Source organism: Tunturiibacter gelidiferens, assembly GCF_051013345.1.
GTDB classification, from domain to species: Bacteria; Acidobacteriota; Terriglobia; order Terriglobales; family Acidobacteriaceae; genus Edaphobacter; species Edaphobacter gelidiferens_A.
Genome location: NZ_CP132939.1, coordinates 5,445,911 through 5,472,736 on the forward strand (window position 1 = coordinate 5,445,911; position 26,826 = coordinate 5,472,736).

The window sequence follows — 26,826 nt, forward strand, 5'->3', positions numbered from 1 at the left end:
AGGGACGCGTGGATCCAAATCTAGTCTCATTTGAGGAGTATCGGGCAATTCTGAAAGAGATCCGGATACGCTGGCCGGTCGCGCAGCCAGGATCACGGCAGCAGCTTGCGTTGGTGCTTGTGATCCTCGGATTCCGCTGCGGGCTCCGGCGAGAGGAAGCGCGAAAGATAAAGATCGACGACGTGCTTCTGAGCGGAATCCCAGAGTTGCTGATTCGATGCTCGGAAGACAGGAGGCTGAAGAGCGATAATGCACTGCGAAGAGCGCTTCTTGCCATCTTGGTGGAGCCGGAAGAACTCAAACTTATCGAACAGTGGTGGGAGAGCCGAACCAGAAACGAATGCCAGCAGGGGGAATTCCTCTTCGGAGGTGAAACGGAAGACCTCAAGGTGGTGCCTGCCACGATCTTCGATACGATCAACGAGATCATGCGCCGGGTGACCGGCGATCCAAACATCACGTTCCATCATCTACGCCATAGTTTCGCCACATGGGGCTTTCTGCGCTTAATGTACTCAGTAGTGCGGCCACCTCCGGGGCTTCTGTTTGCGCCTTCTGAGACCAGAGCATGGCTGGAAGATGGTTGGACATTTCGCCCGGAACGTTTGTACCGACACAACCTCCCGACGCGAAAGCATGCTTATCTGCTTGCTCGATTCATGGGTCATGGCAGCCCGGCCACCACTCTTGGCTCCTACATCCACTGTCTTGATTGGCTCCTTGCATCGACACTTGCTCAATCTAAGCGAATGTCGCCGGATAAGGCCACGATCGAGATGGCGAGTGGCCTGACCAGAAAGACCTATCGGCGCTGGATACAGGGCTCCGATCATTGGGAGGTTCCGCTGACTTTCTGGCGGCAAAGGGCCTGTGCCACGAATCTGAATCTCATCACGGAAAGAAGTCCAGCAAGCGCAGACCCGACGGCACTCAATCTCAACGAGTTGGAGCGGACCTGGAACTTCCTGAAGACTGTTCATAAGCCCGAAGCGATGACGGAGAGTGCAGCCGCGGCATGGGGCATCGACAGCCATCTGGCCGGCAAGATTCTCGAACAGGTTGCGATATTGAAAAATTCAGTAGGCCTCCGCGCAGCAGAACGGGAGCGGTCATTATCAGCCGGTGATCTGGAGATCGCGCTGATGGCATCGAAGGGAATTCCGAATTTTCCTCGTCACGAAGCGGATCAGCAGGTACTGGCGGCATTGGCTCCCTTCATGCAGTCGATGCACTCTGATCCTTCGGGCAAGGATGTGCTGGTTACGGCCTTGGCAACGTACATGCATCGAGTCTGGCCGAGCAAAGGGTATGTTCTGTTTCATGATCCGGAATCGGATGGCGACGAAGCGCGTCAGTTCATGGCGTTCATCGATACTCTGCCGATTCCTTGTTCCAATGCGGAACTGATCTCCTTCGACCTCAGCGAGAGATCCAAGAAGCGCTCGGCGTGGAGGGTAGTGCTTCAAATCAGCGCGAGCCGGAAGATCAAGAAAATGCGTCCACCGAACGGCCGTAGCGGAGCGCCAAAAGCTGGCTTGCAATCCGGCCGGAATTCCGATTTGACAGCCAGATATTGAGCCTGGGCCCAGGGCACGTGGGATTCCGATTCGCCTTCACCATGGGGTTCCTGCGATATGGACACTTATAAGTCCCGGAGCGGTCCGGAGATTATTACAACTACCCGATCGCGCAGATCAAAGGTACTGCTTCAGGCCAACCGGTGCGGCCGTCAAGCATCTTTCAAGTAGCACCCAGGGAGCGACTTAAAAGATGGCTCTCCGCTCTTTGGTCATAGAATGCATTTCGCCTCCAGGGGGAAGATTGAATTAGAAGGTACCTAGTGTCACGAAATCACCGGCCATTATAGAGGTTGGGCAGTCCGCCCGTGTAATGGGAACTCGATGTGTGTTTGGCACTGCGCACGACTGTGAATATGCTTGCGTCCGAGATGGCAGAGCCGATGCCCGGGTCGGATCTGGTTGTCAACCGGCTGGCAGATGTCTTGTTCATACAGTGTCTCCGTGCCCACATCGCGTCGCGATTGGAAGCCTGCAACAATGGCTTGCTGCGAGCCATTTTCGATCCGCAAATTGGTGTGGCTCTCAAATCCATGCACGAGAAGGTCGACGCTCCCTGGACAGTCGAAACCTTAGCTGCGGCCTGTGGAATGTCTCGTTCCGCTTTTGCAGTACGTTTTAAAAGAAATGGTTGGGGAGACGCCACTGGAGTACCTGACAAGTTGGAGAATGCAGAAGGCCGCTGCGTTGTTGCAGAAAGATGACCGCAAGTTGATCGACGTGGCGAGGTCGGTCGGATACGACTCCGACGCTGCGTTCAGCAAGGCTTTCAAGCGAGTATTGAGCGTGCCACCCAGGAATTTTCGTCGCTAATCGAAAGGAGGCGTTGGGGCCGCCATGAGAGCCGCCGGCTGTTTCATTCGATTCAATATTGCAAGTTGGCGATTAATCGTAGTGTTCGCTGCTCCCGATTGCTGTCGCTTATAGATTTATTCATCCCCAATGTTTGTCGAGATCAGACACCGCCGTTGGGCCATCGATCATCGTGTGCCCGCTTGGACTTGGGTCCGTAGCGGTTTCCTGCAGGTTATCCCAATGTTCGACGATCTTCCCATCCTCCTTGTAGTTGGTCATGTCGGTTTTCCTTTGAAGAGATTGAGGGCTCGTTGCGCGCGTGATGAAGAGTGTGAGTTACTTCGGGAATGAGTCGCCGAACATCGGATTCCCGCTCTTGGATTGTTGCTTTGTAGATTCGTCCTGAATGACATCCCAGTGTTCGACGAGAATCCCGTCCTTCAAGCGAACGATGTCCGCTGCGATCCAGTTCACCGGCAATCCGATGTTGGAGAACCGGCCATGAACGATGACGTAGTCGTCTTCTGCAAGAATCACTCCGGGCTCATACTTAAGCGAGGGCGGAGCGGCCTTGACGAGGTTGAAGAGTCCGTCTCGCCCCGGCTCAATATGGGCGCTGTGTTGAATGTAGTTAGGCGACCAGAACCGCGCTGCCGTTGCGTAGTCGCGTTTATTGAACAGCGCATCGAATGCTTCCAGTACGACTGCCTTATTCTTTTGAGCATTTGAATCATTCATTGTTTTCCATCTCTCGCAAATCGCTGTTGGATGTTGTCATGCGTAGCGGCCTTCGGTCAGACTTGCCCTCTGCCGCCATCGACGAATAGTTCGATACCAGTGACGAAACTGGAGTCAACCGAAGCTAGAAACAGCGCAGCCTTGGCAATTTCATCGGGTTCTCCCATGCGTCCCATTGGGATGCTGGAAACGATGCGTGCGATGGCGTCTGGAGGTTGCCCGTCTATAACTGGCGTATCGGTCGGACCCGGGCTAATAACGTTTGAGCGAATATGGCGGTCCTTGAGATCCGAGGTCCAGGTCCGGACGAAAGAGCGGAGTGCAGCCTTCGTCGCGCCGTAGACGCCGAAGGCTGGCGTGCCTTTCACGCTCGCGACCGAGCCGTTGAGAATGATAGAACCACCATCATTCATGAGAGGCAGGGCCTTCTGTACCGTGAACAGCGTCCCCTTGACGTTGATGTCGAAAAGTTTGTCGAAATGCTCCTCAGTGATTTTGCCGAGAGGGGCAAATTCCGCAATGCCAGCATTGGCGAAAACGATGTCAAGTTTCCCCTTGCTTTGACAGCCTCATAAAGACGATCGAGGTCGTCCAATTTCGCAATGTCTCCCTGAACGCCAGTGACGTTGCTGCCGATCGCCTTTACGGCCGCCTCGAGCTCTTTCTGACGGCGACCCGTGATGAAGACGTAGGCGCCTTCTTTTACGAATAGCTTTGCTGTAGCCATCCCTATCCCGGTCGTACCACCGGTAATGACTGCTGCCTTTCCTTGAAGCTTTTTACCTTCGTACATGGGATGTAGTTCTCCTCACTCTCACTCGCTTTTAGTTGCTCGCTTGGTAGATGGACTAAAGGCAATCGGCGAAGTGTGCACCTACGGGATGATCCGAAGTTCCCGAAGCTTCGTGAGTTGCCGTCTGAAACTCTCATGCGTGTCGATACAGTCTGCGAAGCCGGCCCGACGGATCTTGATTGTGCTTAGGATTGTTTCTTCGCCGAAGTTAAGCATCCAGTCCACAAAGGACCAGTTCGCAATCTGTCCGTATGGTGTTGCATGCAGCCCATAGCGAGCCACTATCGAATCCCACAGCGGGCCCTTCTCACTCATCTCCGAAACAGTCGACATTGCCAGGGGTTCTGCGACGGGAAGATCATAGAAAGCAGCCAATTCGTTCCAGAGTTGCCGCCAGCGATAGACATCCCCATTCGACACATTGAAGATCTCGTTGCGCGCCTTATCCTCGCCGAGCGCCCACAGGGTGGCGCGGCCAAACAGCTCTGCGTCGGTGGTTTCTTGAAGCGTGTTCCATCCTTCGCGGCGGCCTGGAAACCGCAACGGCAGTCCGAGTTCGCGGCTCATCGTGGCGTATGCAGCGAGGCTTGTCACAAGATTCATTGGCGAATTCAGGCTCGGCCCCATCACGAGATGCGGACGCAAGACCGTCCAACTCGCTCCATTCTTTTCCGACCAAGCAGCTGTAATGTATTCCTGCTGGTGATAGTGGATCGGCGAGATAAGACGAGGGTCGGTCTCTTTTGCAGGGGCATTGAAGGCACCGAGACTGAACCCATAGGATTTGGCGCCACCTGCGAGCACAATGCGCTGGAGTGGGACTTTGCGCGCGGCGACAGCATCGAGTGTATTTGTTAGCATCCTGGCATTGGGTTCTACGGTTTCGGCCATAGTCGGCTTCTCAACGTAGGCGGCATAAACCAGGTCGGTCACAGTATCCAAATTCGAGAAAGCCTTGATCGTGCCCTCACGATCCATGAGGTCGACACTAATATGGCGGGGTGGAGTTTGAGTGCGATATGCCGGCGCGGGTCGTCGCGCTGCCGTTGTGATACGCCAGGCCGGGTTAGCGGCAACAGCGTCGATCACTCCTGTGCCAAGTACGCCATATGGACCAACCAGCAGAATCTCACGGTCCGAAGCAGACGTTTTAGATGTCGCAGTCATAGATGTTTCCTTCCATGTCGTGTTGAGTCGTTGCCGCAAAGTGTGGCGCTTAGGAAATCACTTCGATTGCATCGACTCGTGTCGGATAAAACGCCAGGTACTCCTTAATGTTTGCCATTGCTTCATACGGCTTTTCGTATGTCCAAACGGCATATTCCGATTTCGATCCGCCGATCGGAATGGTGTAGTAGGTGCAATCGCCTTTGTACGGACAATAGGTGTAATGCGTGGTCCGAACGAGCAATGACATGTCCGCATCGCTGCGCGGCAAGTAGTAAGCCGGCGGATATCCTTTCTCTTCCAGTCGAAGCGCTCGCGTCGATTCGGCCACTGTCCGTCCAGCGACCGCGACACGCACCTTGCCCTTAGCTGGTGAAATCGTGATGGGATGATCAGTCTCCAGTGCTCCTTTGGTAGAGGCGTAAGCAAGAATCGACGGGTTATCCAAACTTGGCTTGCCCACCACCGAACGGGCTCCGAGAGAAGAGATGACAACAATGCTTGAGCCCTCACCAAGAATCGGCAACAGTTGCTGTACCAGGAAGAACGGACCTCGGACGTTTGTGGCAAAGAGGCTGTCAAATCCTCGACCGTGTGGTCCGCGATGCGTGCCGCCTTACTGATTCCAGCGTTGAGTACAAGCACATCCAATCGATCGCCGACGATGGAGCGCACCTGTTTTGCGAGCAATGAAGCGCCGTCCGGGGTTCGTAGATCAGCCGAAATTGCATCGGCGTGTCCACCTTCGGTTTGGATCTCAGCGACCAGAGAGTCCGCTTCCTGCGCGGAGCGGCCATAGTGAACCAGTACGTGCGCCCCAGCCCCAGCAAGTGCCGCTGCGGTCGCCCGGCCAATTCCTCTTGATGCACCCGTCACAAGCGCAGTTTTGTTTTGGAGTGTAGTCATTGTCTTCTCTCTTGCCAATCAGCTAACGGACAAGACGAGTGCGGCACCTGGGCCGAAGGAGAGCCGACTCCTTTAGGTCGTCGACTCTCACCCAGAACAGTACGGGATACGTCAGTCGTAGAGCCCATTGACTGAGTGCGCGTTGATTCAAGCGTTCATTCCGCCATCTACAGTAAGGTTCGCCCCTGTGATGTACGAGGACTCCGGACCGGCGACAAACGCTACCATAGCGGCGATCTCATCTACGTGCCCGTAGCGGTCGAGCGCTGTTGCCGCCTTCTGTGGTACCGCCCAATCACCCGATGCGGGATTCAAATCCGTGTCGATCGGACCCGGCTGTACGTTGTTGACCGTGATGCCTCGGCTCCCAACCTCTCTGGAAAGTGCCTGAGTAAACATCTTGACGGCTCCCTTCGTGGCCGCGTAGGGCACCAGGCCTGGCGCAACGGCACGCTCGCCCACCGCCGAACCGACCATAATGATGCGGCCACCATCCTTCATGTGCTTCAGCGCCGCCTGTGTCGTGGCGAATACACCGCGGACGTTGATGTCGAGCACACGATCCATCTCCTCCAGCGTCGATTCCTCGAACGGTTTCGGAATCGCCGTGCCGGCATTGTTCACCAGCACATCCAGTCGGCCGAAGGTCGCGACGGCCTTTTCGACCGCACCCTTGACTGCTTCGACGTTGGCAGAGTCTGCCTGGATCGCGATGGCTTTTCCGCCGCCGAGTTCAATCGCTTTGACTACGGCCGAGGCTGCGCCTGCGTCCTTTGCATACGTGATGGCTACACTTGCTCCATCGGCGGCCAGACGTTTCGCAATCGCTGCACCGATACCCCGGGAACCGCCGGTAACGAGTGCCACCTTCTTCGCTAACTTAGACATAAAATCTCCTTTTATTTCTCGGAACAATTCACGAAGCCAATTCGCTAGCGATCTTGCCCGATCGTGTCGGACGGTTCTGAACCATTCAGTTCTATACGATGATGAAGATTTGGCGAGGATGCAGAGATATTGAACTATTTAGTTCTTTATCGGATAATACGTCTATGGGGCGCCCGAAGAACTTTAGTCGAGAGCAAGTGCTGGAGAAGGCGATGCCCGTCTTCTGGAAGCATGGATTTTCGGACACGAGTCTGCAGGACCTGGAGCGAGCCACAGGCGTGAACAAGTCAGGGCTGTACACCGAGTTCCGAGACAAGGAAGATCTCTTTGTAGCGTGCCTGCGGCACTACCTGGAGAGCCAGGAGAAGAGAGGATTTCTTACCAGAGAGCCTCTTGGCTGGAAGAACGTCGAGAGGTTTCTTAAGAATGGTCCTCTCAACGAAGGGGAACAGCAGGGCTGCTTTTCCGTCAACTCTATGCGGGAGTTCGCTATCCTTCCTGATGAGGCTTACGGGGTCATTACGGAGAATCGGGCACTATTGCAGCGCCTTCTCGCCATGAACATCGAGGCGGAAGAACCCAAGATGGCTCCTTCCGCAATTGCCGAGATGGTGCTGTCCTTCTTCTCCGGATTATGCATTGAGCGCAACCTTAAATCTGGTAAAGCCTCGTCGACTCGCAAGATCGAAAACTTTATGACAGCCCTTCGCAGTCTCTAATCTGCGCCGCCTCTACTGCGCTTCGGACAGCTCCTAGCCTCTCCTGGCCTTATCAGGCCGCGCAGAACATCGCGATCTACGTCGAATGCAAACGGTGGCTCATCGTCGCAGTAAGCGTCTTTCAAGCGACGGATCGATTACCAAGTCCGCTGCGTATTCCGTAATCTGGCGTAAATAAGTATAATCGGCAGAAATAAAGTCCGCCGCAAGCGGGGCCAAGATATTGAAACGACAGTGGATGCGCGCTGTACCTGAATTCGTACCTTAGAGCAGCGTCAACCCAGAAAATGCCCAAAGCCCAGCGCACTAACGAGCGCGGCAAGCCTCTGATTCAACAGAAGATATTGGTATTTTCGATGGTGCCGGGAGGGGAATCGAACCCCCATGGAATTGCTTCCGACGGATTTTGAGTTTCCCGAGAATACCGTATGTCTATGATAAATAAGCGTAATTGAGCGTAATTAGTGAACGGCCTAAACCATGTCCCCTCCGTAATTTAGCGTAATCGGACGAAACTAGACCAAACTGACGGCTGTACCCGAACCTGTACCTGAAATCGCAGAGCTGTTCCGCTCGCGACTACGCTTATCCGGCAGCCGTCGTGCCCGCACTTTTGGGTTCGCCCCAGTGGGAATGCCTGCGTGTCAGCAAGAGATAAATGACAGCCATGACCATCACCATGAGAGCATCGACAAAGAACCAGCCATATCCCAACACTAAAATGTGACTGAGAACTACAGCAGTCATCCACACAACAGTCAATCCCGCTCCCAATCTGGCTGTCTTCGGGATCAGGAGCAGAACCGCCACAACCGTCTCGAACACCCCTGACCCTAGGCGGAATACCGGCTGAGACACCAGCCCGTGGAATGTTTGCGACATCAGTGTAAATAGGGCCACCGCACCGGGCACCCCTGCAAACTTGAGAAAGATGGCGGCATAAAGAAGGTTCACCGACACCAACAGACGAATTGCCAGTATTGCGAGTCTTTTACCCATACAACTTGCCCCCTTGACGACCTCGAACCGGCCAATGCTTCGCGAGTGGCAGTTCATTTCTGAGTCTGCATGAACCGGGATCATTGGTTTCCGGCCTTTGCTGCAGCTTGCTCGATTAAATCTGCGACTTCTTTCGGGTGAGAAAGCATTGGAACATGACTGGAGGGAACAGTGATCGAGGTGGCCTTCATCGTCGTCGCTTCGGCCTTCTCGAGCTCCGGAGATACAGCGCGATCGTTGCTGGCAATCACGAACCAAGTTGGCTTGCTCTTCCACGCGGCGGTCGTAATTGTAGCCCCAAAAACAGCTGCGGCGGTGGGACCCTGTGTCGCCGTCAACAGCTGCTTCTCTTTCTCTGTCAGATCCTGGGCTAAGTCCTCAGCAATTCCTTTTGGAGTCAGAGTCAAAAAGCCATCAGGATCGGCGTGGATTTCGGCGCCTAGAGGAGTCGGCGGATACGGCTTGGAGATCGAAGCAACGGACTGACCATCCGGCGGCGCGAGCGCAGCCACATAAACCAACCCGACCACCTTTGGATCGTTTCCGGCCTCGGTGATAACCACTCCCCCATACGAATGGCCCACAAGCAGTACCGGTCCATCCTGCAATGCGATGGCGCGCTTGGTGGCGGCAACGTCATCAGCCAGCGAGGTCAATGGGTTCTGCACCGCGACCACATGCAATCCTTTGGCCTGAAGCAGTGGAATCACTTTGGACCAGCTCGATCCATCGGCCCAAGCACCGTGAACAATGACAATATTTCTAACCCCCTGAGGGGGTTCGCCTGAGCGACCGCTCCCATCGGAATCGCCGCTGTCAGTAGGAGTCCTGCAATTGTAGTTAATGCAGTTCGGTATGTTTGCGAGAGGGTCATATTTTTTCTCCTGTTATTGCATCACGGTTGAAGTCATGGTTCATCACGCTCTTGCCGCACTACGTAACGCTAGCTAATTCACGAACGGCGATGCAGGAAGTCGACGACCAGGTCTGTCGTTGCCTGCGGCTGCTCTTCCGTGATCCAGTGCCCGCAATCGGGGATGATCACATCTTCGACGTTATCGGCGACACACCGCATCACCGCGCCGATCATAGGGCCGAATGTAGCTTCGCCGCCGAAGGCCAAGACCGGCATCTGAAGCTTGCCCTGCGCAAGGAACGTCCTGTTGTCGGCCGCATCCTGGCTGAACGCCAGGAACTGGGCAAAGCCCGCTCGCATTGCGCCGGGTTGCGCATAGAGCGCCGCATAATGCTGGCGCTTCGCTTCATCAAACCGTTTCTGGTCCCGGGAAAGTTCGTTCCAGAAGCGATCGAGATAGATGCGCTCGCGGCCGGCGACCAGCCGCTCCATGTCCTGACCACCGAAGCCAAAGTGCCACATGGCCGGATCCTGTGTGATCTGATCCCAGGGTCCGACGCCGGGCAGCGGCGCATCGATCGCCACCCATCGGCTCACGCGCTCGGGGTGGGTGGCGGCAACTGCGAAGCCGACCATGATGCCGATGTCGTGCGTCACCAATTCGGCCGTACGCACACCCAGTGCGTCTAGGACTCCCACCACGTCCGCCGCCTGATTCTTCTTGTCGTAGCCGCCATCAGGCTTCGACGAGAGGCCCAACCCACGCAGGTCGGGCGCGACAACCATGTGGTCTTCGATGAGTGCGCTCGCCAGATGACCCCACATGTCGCCCGTTGTGCCGAAGCCGTGCAGCATGACCACTGCCGGGCCCTGACCGCCGACCCGCACATGGATGGATGTACCGTTGGTTTCGATCGTCCGCGTCTGCATCACAGCCGGGAAGGGATAAACCCCATCTACATGGGCATGCTTGTTCATCTGTATACTCCGGGTTTGCATCAAGATTAAAGTCATAGTTCGTCACAGTCTTGCCCGCAATCACAGCCCGCGAGAGGCGACGCAGTTCTTGAAAACGGTCTGCTCCAGGTCCGGCCTACACCACGTTGACCGTAACGTCGATGTTGCCGCGCGTAGCGTTGGAATATGCACATGTCTCGCGGTGCGTGGCGTCCACAATGGCTTGAGCGACTTCGCGTTCCAAGCCCGGCAGATTGACGTTAAGACGTGCTCGAAGGAAGTAAACGTCGCCAGAATTGCACAGATCTATTTCGGCATCGACGGCTACCTCAGCCGGAAGTTTGACTTTCATTCTGTTGGCCACAAGCCCCATCGCGCTAATGAAACAGGCGGACCAGCCAGCGGCAAACAACTGTTCAGGATTGGTACCAGTTCCGGGACTATGGGAGACGTGAACTTAACATCTAAGCGGCCATCATCACTGTGGGAGACGCCGCCGCGTCGACCGCCCGAAGTATGGGTCTTGGCGGTGTACTGCACTTTCATGGCTTCCTGGGTTGAACCAGCTATTGGGTTGGTTTCTTGATAAGTGCTCATCTTTATTTTTCTCCGTGCGCCGGTCAAAACCGGCAACATGCAGGGATGAAGTTTCATACGTGAAGGATTAGCGAACAGCTGCTGGCAGAGCAACCATAGCAAGCCGGTTTGTTGACGCTGTTGCTGCGGACAACTCTAAGTAAACTGCACATCGCGCTAGGAGTTGTGCGGATTTCTGCGGCAATGGTCGGGATCTTGCTACATTGATGCACACAAAGCCAATATGGCTGCGGACCACTAATCACAGCCGTTGGGTATCTTCGGAATGGGTTTCCGAAACGCAACTCACTTCGGAGTCCAGAAATTCCTGGCGATACTGAGTTGGAATAACTCCACAGACATCACGAAAAACTTGCGCAAAGTGCTGCTGAGTTCTGAAGCCACAGGCTACGGCCACGGCCAATACTCGCGCACTCGGAGCACGCAACATCGCTCTAGCACGCTCGACCCTTTGGCGCAGAACAAATTGGTGCGGAGTCTCGCCCGTTGACTTGCGAAACATCCGGGCGAAATGAGCCGTGCTCAAACCCACCGATTGCGCCATCTCATCAAGGCTCAAGTCGTCTCCCAACTTGGCATGGACTAACTCTCTAATCCTTCGCAAGCGCGCTGAGCCTAGTCCGCCTCGGTATATCTGCACAGGACGGTGCCTTACTGCATAACCCTCGACCAGAACTACTGCCATCGCCTGTTCCACAGAATCCAGAAACAGCCGACCGCTCGGAAAGCCAGCAACCATTTCCGCACGAGCGGCCGCAACCAGCGCACTCAGGCGTGAGCAAGCAAACTTGCGTGAAGGGTGCAGTTCTACCTCGCCGTAAGCTCCGTCAGAGCTGGCCATCAGGGCCGCATCGGAAATACCGAGCTGCAGATGCGGCACGTTCATGAGTCCAACCCACTCTCCCTCATGACGATGACACAGTGCTAGGTCGCCCGCCGTGTAGTCAAACTTTTCCAGCGCGGAACGCTTTGAGCCCCATTGAATTGAGCCAGGCCCCAACATCATTGCGAAAGCCTGATCATGCCGCACCCAATGACGGGGCTTTGTGTCAGACTCGGGTTGAAAGAGTTCAACTCTCATTATTTTGCTCCATGCCTTCGATGGAATGCCTCTTCCGTCGAGGGTAAAGGCCTCATGTGTTCTGCAAGAAGGGGAGCACAGCTCCCTCCTTCTCAGTTATTGACTTCGAACGTCACCTCTAGCATGACCGGTAGGCCCAGAGGCAAGCTGGCTACTCCGAAGACGGACCGCACGGATGTCTTGTCCTCTCCAAATACATCGCGAAGAAGTTCCGATGCTGCGTCCGCGACGATGGGCTGGTTGTAGAAGTCGCCAGACGTAGCCAGATAGACTCCAACGCGGATGACCTTACTCACGCGATCCAGAGAGCCGATGAGCTCCTTTGCAGCGGATAGAGCATTCAGGGTCGCGGTTCGCAGAGCATCACGGCCAGCATCCGCATCAAGTTCCTTACCCAAACGCCCGACGTATTGAGGCTTGCCATCCCTGATCGGCAACATTCCACTGAGGAAGAGCAGGCCGCCGGATTGCACTGCCTCGACGTATGCGCCAAAGGGCCGGGGAGCGTTGGGGAGCACGATCCCGAGATCATGCAGCCGACGCTCCGCGCCGGCATGCTGCTAACTGCTCGGGCTTACCATTTGCCGTTGTGCTGACCGCCGTCCACGTGCAGCACCTCCCCAGTGATCTGGCGCGATTCAGTGAGATAGACCACCGCGCTTGCAATGTCCTCCGAAGTGGAGATCGTGCCCATCGGCGACAAGGTCTTGAGGAAGTCCTTTGGGTTGTCTTTGTGAAGAGGAGTGTCAACAACGCCAGGCGCGACCGTATTGAAGCGGATGTGCTCCTTTGCGTACTCAGAGGCCAGGCTACGTGTGATGGCCTCGAGACCGCCCTTCGTAATCATCGGCAGGGACACCGGCAAGCCACCGTTGGGATTTTCAACCAGCGATGACGTAATGCCCACAACGCTTCCGCCCGACTTCTGAGCGAGCATCTGCTTGACCGCAAGCTGGGTGATGTAGATATAGCCTTCGAGATTCGTCGATACGAGGGCACGGAAATCATCAGCGCTGTACTCAGTGAAGGGCTTCACTGAGAAGATGCCGGCGTTGTTGACAACGACATCAATCGAGCCAAACTTCTGAACAGCGGCATCGACCACTTTCTGTGCAGTAGCCGCCTGGCCGATGTCTCCGTCCACCAACACAAGCTTGTCGGACGCCTTCAACTCAGCCGACTTTGTCGCACTGCGAGAGGTGCCCACTACGTTATAGCCACGTTCAAGGAATGCCCTGACTACTGCAGCGCCGATTCCTTGAGAGGCGCCCGTCACGATTACCGTCTTTTGATTGCTTGCCATATATCGCTCCTTTTGTTTCTGTTCGGATGACTGCGCATCAAATCCGATCTGCGAGTCTTGCCACGTAACGCGCGTTGCTTCGTCTCCGTTACATCAAAGTAGATTCTTGTAACTAGATAAACGATTAATAAAACGTTACGCACATCTGCAAATGACATCGTCGCCCTTGAGAGTTCTCCCAGGCGGAACGCAGGCATTTCTCAAAGCGACAGATTGAATCGTGGGGACATACAAGAGAATCTAAGTAACGTGTAAACGCGAGTTCTGCGGTTACGGAGAGGTCATGAAAGACACGACGAACGAGAACCATCTCGACTTTGTGGGCGACGATCTGGCGATCAACTTCATCAACACTCGTCGGATGGTCGAGGGGCAACTGACAGACACACTGCAGAGCGACAGCGACGTGAAAACCTGGCTCAGGAGGCTCGAAGTCCCCGTCGCGAAAGGGTCACTTCCTTTCGGCGACGGCGTACTCCTAAAAGGGGCAAGAGAGCTTCGCGAGATTGCGCTCGCGGCCGTTCAGGATCGAAAGTCCGGGAAAAACCTTCGCTGGTCGCGCTCAACAGATTCCTGGCGGACGCTCCGAGTCATGCAGCGCTTACGACATACGACGCGAGGAACATTCGTGTGACTCGTGTCTACGGCAAAGAGACGGTTGAGGCATTCCTGGCTCCGGTCGCGGAAGCAGTCGCAGACCTACTTGCGGATGGTGATTTCGATCTCGTCCGACATTGCGAAGGCCACGATTGTGTCATGTGGTTCTATGACCGTACGAAAGGCCACCGCAGAAGATGGTGCACGTCGACAGGTTGCGGAAATCGCGCCAAAGTAGCCGCGTTTCGAGCGAGAGCGAGCCAAATTTGATTACTTCATATTGATCCGTTAGATGCCGGACGCATTCGCCCACAGGGCACATACTAGTTGCGTTGGCATCGAGCACAATCAACTCACCGTACTGGACCCTTTCTACAGCCGTCGGGTGCGGTACCGTGAGCGACTCATCGATCTTCGACTCATCGTCGAATTGCTCCCAAATGACGGGTTTACTCGGAAGAGTGGCACGGGGAGCTGCACTTCCGCTTACTAATGCAGGAACCATCTAGCGGCTCAGTTCACCTGAATGCCTGTGCTCGCTTGTTGAGGCGAACGGTCACGCGTCCGAATACCAGGCCACATCGTCAGTAAGTGCATTCAACGGACCGGAGAGATCGCCTCCCCGAAAGCTACATAAAAATTCCTGCACCAAAGCCTCCGAACCTAGTTATAAGTCGGTGGGGTTCTGTCTCAGGGGACATGAATGTAGCAAGATTCCGACCATCCGAGCAGAAACCCGCACAACTCCGTATGCGATGTGCAGTTTACTCACAGTTGTGAGCAGAGGTCGATTCCAATCGGTCGAGAATAACTCAACACAGGAGGGTAACTCAATGGAAGCAATTGGATTGTTAGTCACGTTCGAAGCGCGCTCAGGCAAGGAGGCTGATGCCGAGGCATTTCTGAAGTCAGCTCAGCCACTCGCGCTGAATGAAAAAGCGACCTTGAAATGGTATGCGATCAAGATCGGGCCGGGAAAGTTCGGCATCTTCGACACCTTTGCAAATGAAGCGGGCCGCAATGCCCACCTGACTGGTGAGATTGCGAAGGCGTTGGGAGCGCGCGCGAACGAATTGTTCGCGACTCCCCGCAGGTCGAAAAGGTGGAGATCCTTACAAGCACACCTTTGAAGAACTAGGTGGGAGCAATTCGAAGCGCAAGTCCGTTTGATTACGGTATTCATGCCTGCCACGTAAAAGACCTGGACGAATCGTTCTTGGCCTCTGCGTGATTTCGCTGAGAACCCCCACGAATTCGCGCGGTGAATGCCGCGAGACTCAACGACGTCAAACCACCGGCCAGGATCAACTGATGCTTCATTGCCGGAACAACAAGGAGATATGAAATGTCATGCATCACGGTTGGCAATGAAAAGCCGGGCAGCGTCACGCTCCCCTCCAATGCACACGGATACTCTGGGTCAATGAGTGTCAAAACCATGAATCAACATCCGCTACAGCATCTCGTCTATGTCGCTTTGCTGGCCGCGCTGGCAACGCCACACACAGTCTGGGCTCAGGCGAAAGCCGCCCCTCCGATTTCCGGTGTGATAGGAAAGCTCCAGTCATTTACGGGTAGCTCGCTCGATGTTATGACAAGTTCAGGCGCGGTCCACATCGATGTGAAGCAGCCCCTCACAACCTATAAGCAGATACCTTCCGATTTGAGTCATGTCACGCCCGCGTCTTATGTCGGTGTTGCGTCGGCTGAGCAGACGGACGGAAAGCAAATGGCAAAGCAGATCCTCATATTTCCCGCGGAGCTGAGTAGAGCTGCAGAAGGTAGTGTTCTGACAGACCCCCCAGGTGCAACCACTCATAGCAGAATGACCAACGGCTCCGTCTCCAGCCCTTCCGCATCGCACTCCCGTATGACGAACGGAACAGTGCAGACGGGCAGCGCCACCACGCTTGTGGTTCGCTACCAGGACGGCTCTCAGACGATCTCCGTGCCGCCTAATGTCCCAGTCACAGAAGTCGTACCTGAAAAAGTCACTTTGGTAGACGGCGATGTCGTCTACGCGGCGACTCAGAAACTTCCGAACGGATCACTCGTGACGGATAAGATATTTATCTTCATTCCGGCGGCGTCCCACTAGACCACGCAGTTGAGGTCTCAGCCCGTGAGTCCATCAATACCTCTTCATCTTGAACCAAACTCGACGAGCACGTTACTGGTCCAGCCAGGCGTGCTCGTGGTTAAACGACACCATATCCTGGTCCGCTGTAGTCACTGGTTGAACGTGCTGCTCCTTCTTGGTCTTATTCTGAGCGGCATCTCAATTTACTGGGCCTCGCCCATTTATCGACACAAGCCCGATCCGGTTACGGGAAATTTTGATGTCGGCGCCGATATTGGAATCTGGATGTGCGGTCATGTGCCCGGTTTGCACCATTACGCCAGTCCGCCCGACTGGATTTACAACCACGTGAGTCTAGGGCCGGGCATGTTGGCGCCGGCCCTGCGGATTCATTGGTTGTGCGCTTACCTATTCATGTTGAATGGCATGGTCTACGTTGCAGGGTTAGTCATGGGAAAGGGTTGGCGCTCTCTGCTTCCTCGAACGACCGACCTGTTTGAGGCGCTCAAAATGTTTCGATACTACCTCGGCGTTCCCTTCGCAAGACTGGCGCGCCGCGCTTGGCCACATCCGGAATTCAGCACAAAGTACAACGCGCTCCAGCGTGCAGCATATTTTTCTATTCCGGTCGCCGGGTTTCTTTCGGTTGCCACGGGCTGGGCGATCCATAAACCGATGCAGCTCCATTGGCTGGCAGCGCTGTTTGGAGGCTTTGAGGTGGCGCGCGTCTGGCATTTTTGGCTTATGTGGCTCTTCCTTTTCTTTGTTGTGCCGCATGTGATTCTGGTTCTCGCCGACGGGTGGGATACGCCTCGCGCCATGATCGTAGGTTGGTCAACCAAGGTAGCCCGGTCGGAGGTCAGAGCAAGTGATCAATGAAGAGGAAGGCCATACACGAAGCACGGAAGATATTCCCTCGATGGATACCGGACGGAACCATGAGGCAACGAGGCTACAGGCGGCTGGCTCTGAGGATTCAAATCCCACCGACCCAGAAGCCGCTGAAACTCGCCACGCTGTGGAATCCATCGAACAACCCGCCAAAGCGGATGGGTCGCTCTCGTCACGGGTGGGGCACACACTGCAAACAGATGAAGCGGCTTCATCTGTCCCAGCGAAACAGGAGATGGCAGAGTCCGGCCCTGAAAATACGCCTCCTTCGGCTCCAGAGGCCATTCAGAAACCTGAGGCCGTTGAGACGATAGAACAACCAGCCGATGCAGTTGAATTGCCCTCGTTATCGGTGGATCACGAGCGGCGAATGGACGAAGCCGCTTCATCTGCTGCGGTGAAGTCTGTCTCCCCGAAAAAGCCGCAAAGCTTTTTGGGAGAGCAGCCTCTCCCAATAGTTGAAACGGCTCCCTTGGTTCTGCGCTATCGAACCCGTCGCGACCTTCTGTTATTTGGAGCAGGAGCGGTAGTAGCGGTGGCAGGCGCTGGACTTCTCCTCCCACAAGCTACGCTCGGCCGTTTGGGTGTGCGACGAAAGATCAATCCTCGCGGGAAGGAATGGCTACTCAACAAAGCAGTGCGTATCGACGATGATGTGGCTGAAGCACTCTACTCGCAGAATCGTACGGTGCCCACCTACCCAAAATCTCAGATCACTCCCATCAAGAACAACTACAACGGAGCCACCCCCGACCCTAGTTATATATCGGGATGGAATGTAACTTTGGAGGGACTCGATTCTGGTTTGAGCGTCCGTCTCGATATTCGGAAGCTCATGAATCGCTTCCCGATCCATGAGCAAATTACTCGGTTTGTTTGCGTCGAAGGCTGGAGTGCAGTCGCCTGGTGGGCTGGTTTGAGGTTTGATGATCTGCTTCATGCCTACCCACCGATATCGCAGGCGAAATGGGCTCGCGTAGAGTCGTCGGTCAACCTCGACAACTCGGGAAATCTCGACCCCTACTTTGTCTCGATTGACTTGACAACGGCACGCCATCCGCAGACGCTGCTTGTCACACACCACAACGGGCAGCCCCTCATGGTGGAACATGGGGCCCCACTCCGTCTCTTGGTGCCGGTAAAACTTGGTTTGAAGAATGTGAAGGCAATTACGCGGATCACCTATTCCGCCGAAGAGCCAAAAGATTACTGGACTCAATATGGATATTCCTCCTACGACGGAATTTGAAGGAGTTTGAATTGAAGGAGTTTGAATCGCCGCCCTTTGAGAGTGCCAGACTCTGAGGAGTGAATGATGCGTGCCATCCCAATCGAGAGAAACGAACCCCTTTGACTTAAGACTGCCTTGCGTCACCAAGTCCGCTGCGCATTCCGTAATCTAGCGTAAATAAGGATAATCAGCAGGAATAAAGTCCGCCCCAAGCGGAGACAAGGTATTGAAACGACAGTGGATGCGCACTGTACCTGAACTCGTACCTTAGTGCGGGGCCGGTCCGAGACACCCCAAAAAACAGCATGCTAACGAACGCGGCAAGACTCTGATTACATAGAGGATATTTTAGATGGTGCCGGGAGGGGGAATCGAACCCCCATGGAATTGCTTCCGACGGATTTTGAGTTTCCCGAGAATACCGTAAGTCTATGATAAATAAGCGTAATCGAGCGTAATTAGCGAACCAGCTAAACCCACTCCCACCTGTAATTTAGCGTAACTTGGCGAAATTAGTGCGAACTGACGTCTGTACCCGAACCTGTACCCGATATTCCTCGTCCTCTCCAGTCGTTACATACGAATTTGCAATATGAGTCTCCAGCACCAGTCCCTCCATTTCCCTTTGCCTTCTCAATCTAAGCGTCCTTCACGACAATTTATCTCTGCCTCGGTAGATGATGAATCGGGCACGGGCCCGTAGCCGACGATACAGACTTTATCGTAAATATCCTCGATGCGTCCCCTGTCAGGAGGCCGACGCGAAACGCTTTCGGTACTCGCGCGGAGGAATGCCCAAGCTTCTAACGAAAGCCAAGCGCATTTGCTCTTCGCCGCTGAAGCCGCAATCTTCGGCAATTGTTTCGATACGGTCTGTTGTCTCCTCAAGCCGCCGACGTGCTGCATCCAAGCGAATTGCCTCTATGGCTTTCGCTGGCGTTCGGCTACGCGTCTGCACGTAAACTCGCGCGAAGTGGCGCGGACTCATGTGTAAGCGATCAGCCAGCGCCTCAACGCGAAGATCGCTTCTCAGGTGTTCTGCGATCCATTGTTCAAGCTCGTTGAACCGGTCTGAGTCAGAGACTGGCCGCCCGCACGCTTGAGATAAACCACAAGAATCCGTGCCACCTTGATCGCGACCTCGCGTCCCGCGTCCTGCTCAATCAGAGCCAACGCCAGATCAATGCCGGAAGTAACACCCGCAGAACTCCACACCTTGCGATCGTGAACGTAGATGGCATCGGGCTCTACGGTCACGTTAGGGTGACGACTGGCCAGCAGTGGCGCATGCATCCAGTGCGTCGCCGCCCGGCGGCCATCGAGGATTCCTGCGGCAGCCAACAAGAAACTCCCCACACAGACCGAGCAGATCCGCCTGGAGGCGGGTGCAGTTTTCCTGAGCCATTGAATAAGAGCGCGATCGCGAGTGACATCCTCCACCAGAAATGCGCCAGGGACAACTAACGTATCGATGGTCTGGCCGGAGACGCTGCGCACTGATTTTGTATGCAGTTCAACGCCATCTGCAGTCGTGACGCGCCCGCCACGTGCCGACACGACGATGCATTCGTAGGTTGTGCGCCGTTCTTTAAGCGCGAAATCAGCCGCGACGCGGAATGCTCCCAGCGGACCAGAGAGATCCAGCAACGAGACCCGTCGTAGGCGGTGAAAACGATTCGACGAGAGGTTGATGCCCGCATGGAAGTTATTGGCAGATTTTAAGGGAAATATGTCAGCACTGACAAATGCTCTAACACATCAATATAAACGTACACACCGATTCGGGTGCTGAGAGAGACGTTACGTACCTTCTCGAAACCGACGACTCAATTATGCTCTCGGATCTCAAAAGGAGTTGACTCACATGCTCACTAGCATCCTGGATGTGCCGCCTGCGCTGCCGGCCACGCGAATCGCATACAGTCGTGGCGAATTTCAGTTCGGCGAGCTGCGCGTGCCGTCGGGGAGCGGTCCGCATCCAGTGGCCATCGTGATCCATGGCGGCTTCTGGCGCGCGCGTTACGACTTGACGGAAACCAGGCATCTGTGCGAGGCGGTAACCCGGCTGGGACTGGCGACGTGGAGCTTGGAATACCGGCGCATTGGAAATCCAGATGGAGGATGGCCGGGGACGCTCGATGATGTGCGAATGGGCGCGGCGCATTTGGAAAAGATCGCGGCGGAGCGATCACTCGATCTGAAATACGTGGTGGCGATCGGGCATTCAGCGGGAGGACACCTGGTGCTTTGGCTGGCGAAACAGAACGCGATTGTGCTGAGGGGCATAGTGGCGCTCGCTCCGGTGGCGGATTTGCGCCGTGCGTGGGAGCTGAAGCTGAACAACACGGTGGTGGCGGATTTGTTGGGCGGGTCCCCGCAGGATTTGCCGGACCGCTACCGGTCCGCATCGCCGATAGAACTGGTGCCGCTGGGTATCGCGCAACGCGTTCTGCACGGCGCCAACGACGACACAGTGCCGTTGGAGATCAGCCGCCGGTATGTCGCCGCCGCGAAAAAAGCGGGGACGATTCGAAATTGATCGAAGTGGCGGGCGCAGGACACTTCGAGCTGATCGATCCGCGATCGAGCGCATGGCCGGTGGTCAAAGAGGCGGTGCTCGAACTAGTCAAAGGAAACGCCATGACACATAAATTTCAGAGTTGGGACTCAGTACCGCTGGAACCATGAGCGATCTGATCTCGCGCAAGGTGGTGACCGGTGAAAGATTCCATCGGCAGAGTAAGGGCCGTAATTGTTGCTAAACATGCAAACGAAACTGAATACGCCACAGAAAGTGGCAGGGAGGATTCAATGAACTTCGAATCACATAATCCGGCGACGGGTGAACTGATTGGCACTTATCCGGAGCACAACAAAGCAGAGATCGAGGTACGCTTGCAGCGCGCTTGGGACGGCTGGCGGCATTGGTCCCGCACCCCACTGCAGGAGCGAATCGCCTTCCTCACTCGGCTCGCCGAGCTGCTGGAGGAGCGGGCCGAGACCTATGGCCGCCTAATCACCGCCGAGATGGGCAAGCCGCTGGCGGACTCCATTTTCGAGATCAAGAAATGCGCGTGGGACGCCCGGCACCTCGCCGAAACAGGGGAGGCTTATCTCAAGCCACAGCCCATCCCCGGCATACCGGCACAGATCGTCTATGAATCGGTAGGGCCGATCTTCTCCGTTCAGCCGTGGAACGTACCCTTCTGGCAGGTGCTGCGCTTCTTCAACACCACAGCACTTGTCGGCAATACCGCCATCATCAAGCACGCCGAAACAGTGCAAGGATGCGCCGAAGCGCTGGAGACCCTGGTGCGCGATGCCGGTGGCCCCGAAGGACTTTATGTAAACCTCGCAATCCAGGTTGAGGCGTGTGCGGCCGTCATCGCCGATCCGCGGGTGCGCGCCGCCACCGTCACCGGCAGCGTCCGCGCCGGCCGCGCCGTTGCGGAGGAAGCGGCCCGAGTCGGCAAGAGAGTGGTGCTGGAACTCGGCGGTTCCGATCCATTCATCGTTCTGGAGGACGCCGATCTTGCGAAGGCTGTGCAGAACGGCGTGGCGTCGCGCTACTTCAACAACAGTGAGGGTTGCATTTGCGCCAAGCGCTTCCTGGTGGCGGAGTCCCTGTTTGACGACTTCACCAAGGCGTTTGTCGAACAATCCAAAGCGCTTCCAATGGGCGACCCGATGAAGGAAGGCATCAAGCTCGGGCCCCTGGCCTCCTCCGGTGCACGCAAGAACCTCCATCGCCAGGTGCTCGACGCGGTAAAGGCTGGAGCACACATTCTCACTGGTGGCGAGATCCCCGCCGGCCCCGGCAATTTCTACCCGCCGACTGTACTTGTGGGGCTGCCGCCCGAGGCGGCGATAGCCAAGGAAGAATTCTTTGGTCCCGTGGCTATGATTTTCCCCTTCAAGACCGAGGACGAGGCGATTCGCCTCGCCAATATCACCGAGTTCGGTCTCAGCGCTGCGGTCTGGAGCCGCGACCTCATCACGGCCCGTCGGGTTGCCGGCGAGATCGAGTCTGGAATGGTATTTATCAATGACTTCACCCGCACCGATCCCCGCGCACCGTTCGGAGGCTTCAAGGCTTCAGGGTATGGACGCGAACTCGGCGCTCCCGGCGCACGGGAACTTACCAACCCAAAAGTGATCTGGCAGGCTGCCTGAACAACAGTACGCGCCGAATACCAACCGACACACTCGACGTTGACCTGGTGAATGATCCGTCGTCACGCGCCGAGAAGCAATTTCTTCGGCAAAGTCCGAAGCTAAATAGGAGAGACAACAAATGAGCAGCCAAGTCCGTACAGAACGCGGATCACAGAACATGGCAGATACTTCGGATGCAGCACTGGCCGCTTCACTTTCCGGTGATTTCAGGAACGGCTATGCCGAAGTGAACGGCACCCGCATCCACTATGTCGAGGGTGGCAAAGGCACGCCCGTGCTCCTGCTGCCGGGCTGGCCCCAGACTTGGTGGCAGTTCCATAAGATCATGCCGGAATTGGCGAAGCGCCACCGCGTGATCGCGGTTGATCTTCGCGGGATGGGAGGTTCTGCCAAACCGGGCTTGGGCTACGACAAGAAGAACATGGCCAAGGATATTCACGAGCTGACCCAAGCGCTCGGGTACAAGCAGGTCAACATCGCCGGACACGATATCGGAGCAATGGTCGCCTACAGCTTCGCTGCTAACTATCCAGATGCGACGCTCAAAATCTGCCTGATCGACGTTGCGCACCCCGAAGAGAGTCTCTACACAATGTCGCTGCTCCCTCCACCCGGGCATGCGGTCCGCGGAACCGGGGAATCAATCCATCCGGTCTATCTCTGGTGGTTCGCTTTCAATCAACTGCCGGATCTTCCGCAACAACTGCTAGCTGGGAAGTCCAGGTTACTGATCGACTGGCTCTTCGATTCTCAACTGCGAGATCCGGCTGCGATCTCGGAGCGTGATCGTGCGATCTACGCCGCCGCGTACTCGCAGCCGGATGCGATCCGCGCTGGAAACGGCTGGTATCAGACGTTTGGACAGGACATCATTGACGCCAAACACTACGGCCAGATAGCAACGCCAGTTCTAGCCTTGGCCGGTGAACGTAATTACCCTTATCTGCGCGAGCTTCTTCCGACACAGGCTTCAGACGTGCGTGTCGCAAAGGTCAACTCCAGTAGCCACTATGTCCCCGAGGACCAACCCGAGGCCGTTGTGCGAGAGCTTCTCGGATTCTTTAAGTCATAGGGCTTACTGTGAGCTGCCAATCACGTGAGAAGACCCCGCCTGATGGGGTCTTCTCCCAATCATTCATGAACGCGACGAGATCGTCCGCAGCGTGCTGTGCTCGGTCGCGTGAAAAGTAGCGTAGGTCGTTACTACGGAGTCTCAACCGAGGAGGAGAGTTCAATGATCAAGAACACAACACAGATTAAGGCCGCAGTCGTGCGCGAAAAAGGCGGGCCTTTTAACATCGAAACACTAACTTTGGAAGCTCCGCGCCGAGACGAAGTATTGGTCAGGGTCGTGGCCACCGGCTTGTGCCATACAGATATGGTTGCACGTGACAAGGGCTACCCCGTACCGCATCCAATCGTGCTCGGCCACGAAGGCTCAGGAATCGTTGAGAGCGTAGGAGCGGATGTTGTCAAAGTCGCGCCCGGCGATTCCGTGGTGCTCACGTTCTTGACATGCGGACGTTGTAAGCCTTGTCGCTTGGGAAGAATGGCACATTGCGAGAAGACGTTCCCGCTCTCCTTCGGTGGAGCGCGGTTGGACGGCAGCACTGCTACACTCGACGCCCATGGCGAGAAGGTTCACGATCACTTTTTCGGGCAATCGTCGTTTGCGACATATGCACTCGCCAATGAACGCAACGTGGTCAAGGTCAGCCGTGACCTACCGCTCGAACGCCTCGGTCCGCTCGGCTGCGGTATTCAGACCGGAGCCGGGGCCGTGATCAATGCTCTGAATGTGAGACCGGGTACAAGTTTCGCTTCCTTCGGCGCGGGCGCAGTTGGATGCTCAGCGATCATGGCAGCACGGGCCGTTGGAGCAACAACCATCGTCGCCATAGACATCGTGCCATCGCGTCTGGAAATGGCAAAGGAGCTAGGCGCGACGCATGCTATTAACAGCAAACAGACAAATCCAGTTGAGGCGATCCGGGATATTACTGGTGGCGGAGTCGATTATTCGCTAGAGGCCTCCGGGGACCCCAGAGCGTTGCATCAGGCCATAGAAGCACTCGGATCTCTCGGCACCTGCGGCATCGTCGGAGCAGAGCCACTAGGCACAGAAGTGAGCTTTGACGTGAACACCCTGATGATACAAGGCAAGGGGATACGCGGCATTCTTGAGGGTGAGAGCGTTCCCGACATCTTTATCCCGCAGCTCATCGAACTCAACGCGCAGGGGCGCTTCCCGTTCGAGAAACTGATGAAGTTTTACAGCCTCGATCAAATCAATCAAGCTGCGCACGACAGTGAAAAAGGGGACACAATCAAACCCATCATTCGCCTATCAGCGGCGTGAGCGGGGAAGGAAACTCCCTGCCACAGGTCACAAATCGCGCTGCATAATAACGCGCAAAGTGGATAGCGGCAAATACCAATAGGGATATGCACTCTCGCGATGTAGTCGCTAGGGCTGATCGGCGAAATGGAGTCGATTCAAAAACACGGGATAGTCTCAATTGCATTGTCTCGACTAACAGATCGCTCCCAGCGGGGAGCACAAAAAGAAAGGAACGCACTATGGAAGCACGCCTTAATGCTCAGCAAGCATCTCCAGCGGCTTACGCGGCCATGATCGGTTTGGAGATGTTTGTTCGAAAAGCATCCAAACTCGAACTATCGCTTGTCGAACTCGTGAAGGTGCGCGCATCACAGATCAATGGATGTGCCTACTGTATTGATATCCACACCAAAGATGCCCGTAACGAGGGTGAGACGGAACAGCGTCTGTACGCGCTTACCTCATGGCGCGAGACACCATTCTTCACCGCACGAGAGCGCGCGGCTCTGGCATGGACCGAGTCTCTGACCCTGATTGCGGAGGGCCATGTGCCGGATGACATATATGAGTTAGCGAAGCAGAGTTTCTCGGATGAGGAACTCGTGAATCTCACACTGGCTGTCATTACTATCAACGGTTGGAACCGTCTCGGTATCTCATTTCGATCGGTACCAGGAGCCTACCAACCAGCAATGCATAATGCGGAGACCTCAAAGTGATCAAACGCATACTCATGTTTTCAATTCTTCTGACCGGAACACTTGTGGCTCAGGAAGCAAAGGTAACACAGCTTCTGTCGAAGGACCTGACAGGAATTCCTGGCAAGGAAGGCCTGATGATCACGGTCGACTACGCACCAGGTGCTACGGACGCGATCCACCGTCACAATGCCCATGTCTTCGTCTACGTTCTCGAAGGGTCGGTTGTGATGCAAGTCAGAGGTAGCAAGGAAGTAACGCTTGTCCCCGGCCAGACCTTCTACGAGGGCCCACAGGACGTACACGTTGTGGGTCGCAACGCCAGTAAGACGAAACCCGCGAAGTTCCTTGTTTTCTTTGTGAAGGATATGGGCGCTCCGTCTCTTATCCCCGCTAAATAGACGTCCGCAACCCAACGAGAATACTAGCAACTTCTCAATGTTCATCGCGGCGTCAGGCCTGAGACGCGATGAACTACTTGCCAGCGGCACTTAGAGGCAAGTGTTGCTTGAAAGGACGCCTCTCCTTGATGGATGTGGAGCTCGGAATGGACAGAAACTGGAAACTCCTTGATCTGAGTGCGCTTGCTCTAAGACTGGCGCGAGCGGATGGCACAGTGGTCAATGGAACGCGCGGACCCTTCCCCAATCAGATCGGCACCGATGCGTACTACCAGAACATGGGCAACTCGCACTATAACGGGCTTGAACTGACCCTCAAGCGGACCGCTGGGCCATTCTCCTTGCTCGCCAGCTACACCTACTCCAAGTCCTACGATCAGACCTCAAGCATCCAGGAGCAGGTCGATCCGTATGACTATCACCGGTTGGATGGAATATCCGCCTTCGATCTGAAGCATAACTTCGTCGTCAGCTACAACTATGACCTGCCTATCGTTCGCCTGTGGCGTCCGAACCGGCTCGTCAGCGGATGGGCGCTCTCCGGCATTACTCGTTTCGCTACCGGTGTGCCGGTGACGTTTGCGAGCTTCGGTGACAACTATCTGGTACAGGTGCAGAATAACGGCGTCAATGCGACCAGCATCGACATGCCGAACTACGACGGCACCGGCTACAAGATCAATCGCAACCCACGGAACGGCAAGCCGTTCTTCAACAATCTGGCCTTCACCCCAAATGCACTCGGAACGCAGGGTAATTCCAAACGCCGCGACTTCTACGGCCCCGGCATCGACAACTTCGACATGGCTCTCCACAAGGTGACGAAGCTCACCGAGGGGCGTTCGTTGGAGCTTCGTTTGGAGATGTTCAATGTCTTCAACCACGCACAGTTCGATGGCGGCAACTCGGTTGACGGGAACATCGGCAACCAGGGAAGCACCTTTGGTTTCGTCACCAAAGCAGCCGATCCGCGTATCGGTCAGATCGCAGCAAAGTTCCAGTTTTAGTGGGATGAGGGAGGCTAAACGGCCTCCC

General features: G+C 55.6%; 32 protein-coding genes and 2 pseudogenes. 18 read left to right on the top strand and 16 right to left on the bottom strand.

Annotated features, from left to right (window positions below; translation table 11 throughout):
• The first annotated feature begins 8 nt into the window (after nucleotides 1-8).
• The 3 genes from RBB80_RS27380 (at nucleotide 9) to RBB80_RS27390 (ending at nucleotide 2,390) form a co-directional block, all read left to right on the top strand.
• Nucleotides 9-1,577, top strand: a complete 1,569-nt coding sequence (locus RBB80_RS27380; RefSeq protein ID WP_433965386.1) for a site-specific integrase — start codon at nucleotides 9-11, stop codon at nucleotides 1,575-1,577.
• Nucleotides 1,578-1,960: 383 nt separating this feature from the next.
• Nucleotides 1,961-2,281, top strand: a complete 321-nt coding sequence (locus RBB80_RS27385; RefSeq protein WP_433969901.1) for an AraC family transcriptional regulator — start codon at nucleotides 1,961-1,963, stop codon at nucleotides 2,279-2,281.
• Nucleotides 2,205-2,390 carry a helix-turn-helix transcriptional regulator gene (locus tag RBB80_RS27390; protein ID WP_433965387.1) on the top strand — a complete coding sequence of 62 codons (186 nt, stop codon included), beginning with the start codon at nucleotides 2,205-2,207 and terminating at the stop codon, nucleotides 2,388-2,390. Before RBB80_RS27385 ends, RBB80_RS27390 begins: the two co-directional genes overlap by 77 nt.
• A gap of 120 nt (nucleotides 2,391-2,510) precedes the next feature.
• Here RBB80_RS27390 and RBB80_RS27395 read toward each other — a convergent pair whose 3' ends face one another.
• The 7 genes and pseudogenes from RBB80_RS27395 to RBB80_RS27425 all read right to left on the bottom strand — a co-directional run bounded on the left by RBB80_RS27395 (nucleotide 2,511) and on the right by RBB80_RS27425 (nucleotide 6,864).
• Entirely contained in the window at nucleotides 2,511-2,651 is a 141-nt protein-coding gene (locus RBB80_RS27395; RefSeq protein ID WP_433965388.1) for a hypothetical protein, read from the bottom strand.
• Between the two features lie 57 nt (nucleotides 2,652-2,708).
• Nucleotides 2,709-3,110: a nuclear transport factor 2 family protein gene (locus RBB80_RS27400; RefSeq protein WP_433965389.1), complete on the bottom strand. Its 402-nt coding sequence runs from the start codon at nucleotides 3,108-3,110 to the stop codon at nucleotides 2,709-2,711.
• Between the two features lie 56 nt (nucleotides 3,111-3,166).
• Nucleotides 3,167-3,903 (bottom strand): annotated as a pseudogene (locus RBB80_RS27405) (SDR family oxidoreductase).
• 81 nt (nucleotides 3,904-3,984) lie between these two features.
• Entirely contained in the window at nucleotides 3,985-5,070 is a 1,086-nt protein-coding gene (locus RBB80_RS27410; protein WP_433965390.1) for an SDR family oxidoreductase, read from the bottom strand.
• A gap of 49 nt (nucleotides 5,071-5,119) precedes the next feature.
• Nucleotides 5,120-5,536, bottom strand: a complete 417-nt coding sequence (locus RBB80_RS27415) for a DUF427 domain-containing protein (RefSeq protein ID WP_433969903.1) — start codon at nucleotides 5,534-5,536, stop codon at nucleotides 5,120-5,122.
• A pseudogene (locus RBB80_RS27420) lies at nucleotides 5,528-5,976 on the bottom strand (SDR family NAD(P)-dependent oxidoreductase); the annotation flags it as partial. The pseudogene RBB80_RS27420 and the gene RBB80_RS27415, both read right to left, overlap by 9 nt.
• A gap of 147 nt (nucleotides 5,977-6,123) precedes the next feature.
• Nucleotides 6,124-6,864, bottom strand: a complete 741-nt coding sequence (locus RBB80_RS27425) for an SDR family NAD(P)-dependent oxidoreductase (protein WP_433965391.1) — start codon at nucleotides 6,862-6,864, stop codon at nucleotides 6,124-6,126.
• Nucleotides 6,865-7,076: 212 nt separating this feature from the next.
• Between RBB80_RS27425 and RBB80_RS27430 the strand changes: the two genes are divergently transcribed.
• Nucleotides 7,077-7,583, top strand: coding sequence for a TetR/AcrR family transcriptional regulator (locus tag RBB80_RS27430; protein ID WP_433965392.1), 507 nt, complete (start codon nucleotides 7,077-7,079; stop codon nucleotides 7,581-7,583).
• Between the two features lie 585 nt (nucleotides 7,584-8,168).
• Here the strand turns inward: RBB80_RS27430 and RBB80_RS27435 are convergent.
• The 7 genes from RBB80_RS27435 to RBB80_RS27465 all read right to left on the bottom strand — a co-directional run bounded on the left by RBB80_RS27435 (nucleotide 8,169) and on the right by RBB80_RS27465 (nucleotide 13,376).
• Complete coding sequence (locus tag RBB80_RS27435; protein WP_433965393.1) at nucleotides 8,169-8,582, bottom strand: hypothetical protein; 414 nt, start codon at nucleotides 8,580-8,582, stop codon at nucleotides 8,169-8,171.
• A gap of 80 nt (nucleotides 8,583-8,662) precedes the next feature.
• Entirely contained in the window at nucleotides 8,663-9,292 is a 630-nt protein-coding gene (locus tag RBB80_RS27440) for an alpha/beta hydrolase (RefSeq protein ID WP_433965394.1), read from the bottom strand.
• Nucleotides 9,293-9,534: 242 nt separating this feature from the next.
• Complete coding sequence (locus tag RBB80_RS27445) at nucleotides 9,535-10,416, bottom strand: alpha/beta fold hydrolase (RefSeq protein WP_433965395.1); 882 nt, start codon at nucleotides 10,414-10,416, stop codon at nucleotides 9,535-9,537.
• A gap of 115 nt (nucleotides 10,417-10,531) precedes the next feature.
• On the bottom strand, nucleotides 10,532-10,807 hold the full coding sequence (locus tag RBB80_RS27450) for an Ohr family peroxiredoxin (protein WP_433965396.1): 276 nt from the start codon (nucleotides 10,805-10,807) through the stop codon (nucleotides 10,532-10,534).
• A gap of 426 nt (nucleotides 10,808-11,233) precedes the next feature.
• A complete protein-coding gene (locus RBB80_RS27455; RefSeq protein ID WP_433965397.1) occupies nucleotides 11,234-12,073 on the bottom strand; it encodes a helix-turn-helix domain-containing protein in 840 nt (279 codons plus the stop codon).
• 92 nt (nucleotides 12,074-12,165) lie between these two features.
• On the bottom strand, nucleotides 12,166-12,609 hold the full coding sequence (locus tag RBB80_RS27460) for a RidA family protein (RefSeq protein ID WP_433969905.1): 444 nt from the start codon (nucleotides 12,607-12,609) through the stop codon (nucleotides 12,166-12,168).
• A 38-nt stretch (nucleotides 12,610-12,647) separates the two neighbouring features.
• Nucleotides 12,648-13,376 (bottom strand): SDR family NAD(P)-dependent oxidoreductase, encoded by a 729-nt coding sequence (locus tag RBB80_RS27465; protein ID WP_433965398.1) that lies wholly within the window; start codon nucleotides 13,374-13,376, stop codon nucleotides 12,648-12,650.
• Nucleotides 13,377-13,659: 283 nt separating this feature from the next.
• On the opposite strand from RBB80_RS27465, the gene RBB80_RS27470 reads away from it, so the two are divergent.
• The 6 genes from RBB80_RS27470 (at nucleotide 13,660) to RBB80_RS27495 (ending at nucleotide 18,193) form a co-directional block, all read left to right on the top strand.
• Nucleotides 13,660-14,010 (top strand): ABATE domain-containing protein, encoded by a 351-nt coding sequence (locus RBB80_RS27470; protein ID WP_433965399.1) that lies wholly within the window; start codon nucleotides 13,660-13,662, stop codon nucleotides 14,008-14,010.
• On the top strand, nucleotides 14,007-14,243 hold the full coding sequence (locus tag RBB80_RS27475; RefSeq protein WP_433965400.1) for a CGNR zinc finger domain-containing protein: 237 nt from the start codon (nucleotides 14,007-14,009) through the stop codon (nucleotides 14,241-14,243). The genes RBB80_RS27470 and RBB80_RS27475 overlap by 4 nt, the downstream gene beginning before the upstream one ends.
• 563 nt (nucleotides 14,244-14,806) lie before the next feature.
• Nucleotides 14,807-15,103, top strand: a complete 297-nt coding sequence (locus RBB80_RS27480) for an antibiotic biosynthesis monooxygenase (protein ID WP_433965401.1) — start codon at nucleotides 14,807-14,809, stop codon at nucleotides 15,101-15,103.
• Nucleotides 15,104-15,318: 215 nt separating this feature from the next.
• On the top strand, nucleotides 15,319-16,071 hold the full coding sequence (locus RBB80_RS27485; protein ID WP_433965402.1) for a hypothetical protein: 753 nt from the start codon (nucleotides 15,319-15,321) through the stop codon (nucleotides 16,069-16,071).
• 96 nt (nucleotides 16,072-16,167) lie between these two features.
• Nucleotides 16,168-16,932, top strand: a complete 765-nt coding sequence (locus RBB80_RS27490) for a cytochrome b/b6 domain-containing protein (RefSeq protein WP_433965403.1) — start codon at nucleotides 16,168-16,170, stop codon at nucleotides 16,930-16,932.
• A gap of 40 nt (nucleotides 16,933-16,972) precedes the next feature.
• Nucleotides 16,973-18,193, top strand: a complete 1,221-nt coding sequence (locus RBB80_RS27495) for a molybdopterin-dependent oxidoreductase (protein ID WP_433965404.1) — start codon at nucleotides 16,973-16,975, stop codon at nucleotides 18,191-18,193.
• A 730-nt stretch (nucleotides 18,194-18,923) separates the two neighbouring features.
• On the opposite strand, the gene RBB80_RS27500 is transcribed toward RBB80_RS27495, so the two are convergent.
• Entirely contained in the window at nucleotides 18,924-19,220 is a 297-nt protein-coding gene (locus RBB80_RS27500; RefSeq protein ID WP_433969907.1) for a helix-turn-helix domain-containing protein, read from the bottom strand.
• Nucleotides 19,205-19,822 (bottom strand): AraC family transcriptional regulator, encoded by a 618-nt coding sequence (locus tag RBB80_RS27505; protein WP_433965405.1) that lies wholly within the window; start codon nucleotides 19,820-19,822, stop codon nucleotides 19,205-19,207. Before RBB80_RS27505 ends, RBB80_RS27500 begins: the two co-directional genes overlap by 16 nt.
• Nucleotides 19,823-20,039: 217 nt before the next feature.
• Between RBB80_RS27505 and RBB80_RS27510 the strand changes: the two genes are divergently transcribed.
• The 8 genes from RBB80_RS27510 to RBB80_RS27545 all read left to right on the top strand — a co-directional run bounded on the left by RBB80_RS27510 (nucleotide 20,040) and on the right by RBB80_RS27545 (nucleotide 26,798).
• Nucleotides 20,040-20,714: an alpha/beta hydrolase family protein gene (locus tag RBB80_RS27510; protein ID WP_433965406.1), complete on the top strand. Its 675-nt coding sequence runs from the start codon at nucleotides 20,040-20,042 to the stop codon at nucleotides 20,712-20,714.
• On the top strand, nucleotides 20,711-20,863 hold the full coding sequence (locus tag RBB80_RS27515; RefSeq protein ID WP_433965407.1) for a hypothetical protein: 153 nt from the start codon (nucleotides 20,711-20,713) through the stop codon (nucleotides 20,861-20,863). Before RBB80_RS27510 ends, RBB80_RS27515 begins: the two co-directional genes overlap by 4 nt.
• Nucleotides 20,864-20,893: 30 nt before the next feature.
• Nucleotides 20,894-22,348, top strand: coding sequence for an NAD-dependent succinate-semialdehyde dehydrogenase (locus RBB80_RS27520; protein WP_433965408.1), 1,455 nt, complete (start codon nucleotides 20,894-20,896; stop codon nucleotides 22,346-22,348).
• 160 nt (nucleotides 22,349-22,508) lie between these two features.
• Nucleotides 22,509-23,423, top strand: coding sequence for an alpha/beta fold hydrolase (locus tag RBB80_RS27525; protein WP_433965409.1), 915 nt, complete (start codon nucleotides 22,509-22,511; stop codon nucleotides 23,421-23,423).
• Between the two features lie 162 nt (nucleotides 23,424-23,585).
• On the top strand, nucleotides 23,586-24,710 hold the full coding sequence (locus RBB80_RS27530; RefSeq protein WP_433965410.1) for an NAD(P)-dependent alcohol dehydrogenase: 1,125 nt from the start codon (nucleotides 23,586-23,588) through the stop codon (nucleotides 24,708-24,710).
• A 221-nt stretch (nucleotides 24,711-24,931) separates the two neighbouring features.
• Nucleotides 24,932-25,411, top strand: a complete 480-nt coding sequence (locus tag RBB80_RS27535) for a carboxymuconolactone decarboxylase family protein (protein ID WP_433965411.1) — start codon at nucleotides 24,932-24,934, stop codon at nucleotides 25,409-25,411.
• 14 nt (nucleotides 25,412-25,425) lie between these two features.
• Nucleotides 25,426-25,791 carry a cupin domain-containing protein gene (locus RBB80_RS27540; RefSeq protein WP_433969909.1) on the top strand — a complete coding sequence of 122 codons (366 nt, stop codon included), beginning with the start codon at nucleotides 25,426-25,428 and terminating at the stop codon, nucleotides 25,789-25,791.
• A gap of 146 nt (nucleotides 25,792-25,937) precedes the next feature.
• A complete protein-coding gene (locus RBB80_RS27545; RefSeq protein WP_433965412.1) occupies nucleotides 25,938-26,798 on the top strand; it encodes a hypothetical protein in 861 nt (286 codons plus the stop codon).
• Nucleotides 26,799-26,826: the final 28 nt, after the last annotated feature.